Source organism: uncultured Campylobacter sp., from assembly GCF_938030685.1.
Lineage (GTDB): Bacteria > Campylobacterota > Campylobacteria > Campylobacterales > Campylobacteraceae > Campylobacter_B.
Genome location: NZ_CALHHX010000165.1, coordinates 1 through 1,234, shown reverse-complemented (window position 1 = coordinate 1,234; position 1,234 = coordinate 1). Strand labels below are relative to the sequence as shown.

The window sequence follows — 1,234 nt, the reverse complement described above, 5'->3', positions numbered from 1 at the left end:
CCGCCCGTCTGTTTAAAACAGAGCCGAACTCGATGGCAAATTATAAAATTTCGCCACGATTTAAAATTTACTTATTAAAATACGCCGCGAGTGCGCTTAACCAAACAAACAGGGCTATTATCCAAGACATCACTCGCGGCGTACCCGCCCAAAACGCAGCCCTCATATTGCAACATAAGAGCAAGCGAGCATCGAAATTTTTACTGGAAGAATTTACTCGTTATCAAATAGCGCGCCGAGACTTTGCATTACGGCAGCGACGGGCATCCAGACGGGGCTAAACATAGTTAAAACTGCGTCTTGCGTCTCACCGTTTTTACGCACACTTTCCTCGCTCAGCCTGCCGCTATCAATAAATACTACCGCGTTTAAACTTAACGGCTTAGCAAGCGCATATTTTTTTAGGATCCGATCGCGATCTTTTACGCGCGTAGGAACGCCTAAAATTTTGAAGCTAAATTGTAAAATTTCGCGATCTTTAAAGCCCATAAAATTTGGATGCTTGTAAAGCACAAGCTGATCTGCTAGCGGCAGGCTCTCGCGGTCAAGCCATAGCTCAAAAAGTAGCGCGCTTGCGTGAGGTTCATTAAATGCATCCGTAGCGATCGAAATTCTATTTACCTCCACTGCGTGTGGATAGAGCGATTTTAGGTGCTCAAATTCCGCTTTCGCCGCGCGATAATCGCTGCCAAATTCGTAGTCGTAAGCATCACTGATCATTACCGTACGGTTTGCCTCTATTTGGATCGCGCGAATTTGCTTCTTGCCTTCAAGCTCTACGGGCGCGGTTTTATTAGCACAACCCACAATGAGAAATGAAAATGCAACGCTAAAAATCAGCGCTTTTAAAATTCGTTTCATATCTACTCCGATAAAATTTTATGCGATTATAGCTAAATTTAAAGCAGCATTCGACGCACGGTATTGTCCCCGATTGAGACAAATTAAAATTTGAGGACGAGAGCGTATATGAAATACATGACTGAGCGAATTTAATTAGAATTTAAACGCAGCAGAATAAGGCGCAGTATTTTTTGCCTAGCTGAGATGAAATTTGATTTTTAAGCGGAGCGTATATTTGATACGTGAGCATTAAAAATCAAATTTCAACGAAGTATAAGTAGAAAAAGACAAGCCTAAATTTAGACTTCATACCTCTCGCCAGGCTTCATTTCGATTATCTCCCACGGCAAGCCCTGCTTATTTAGCTCGTCCATGAAAGGCTTGGCGTCGA

2 protein-coding genes are annotated in these 1,234 nt (G+C 42.8%); both read right to left on the bottom strand.

What is annotated here, in order from left to right; translation table 11 throughout:
- Nucleotides 1-213: 213 nt before the first annotated feature.
- Entirely contained in the window at nt 214-861 is a 648-nt protein-coding gene (locus Q0369_RS07325; protein ID WP_298098016.1) for a hypothetical protein, read from the bottom strand.
- A 281-nt stretch (nt 862-1,142) separates the two neighbouring features.
- The coding region (locus tag Q0369_RS07320) for a hypothetical protein (RefSeq protein ID WP_298098019.1) at nt 1,143-1,234 on the bottom strand (92 nt) is incomplete at its 5' end.

Excerpts from the sequence above, each read along its gene's own strand:
- Q0369_RS07325 (WP_298098016.1), bottom strand. The coding sequence starts at position 861 with ATGAAACGAATTTTAAAAGCGCTGATTTTTAGCGTTGCATTTTCATTT.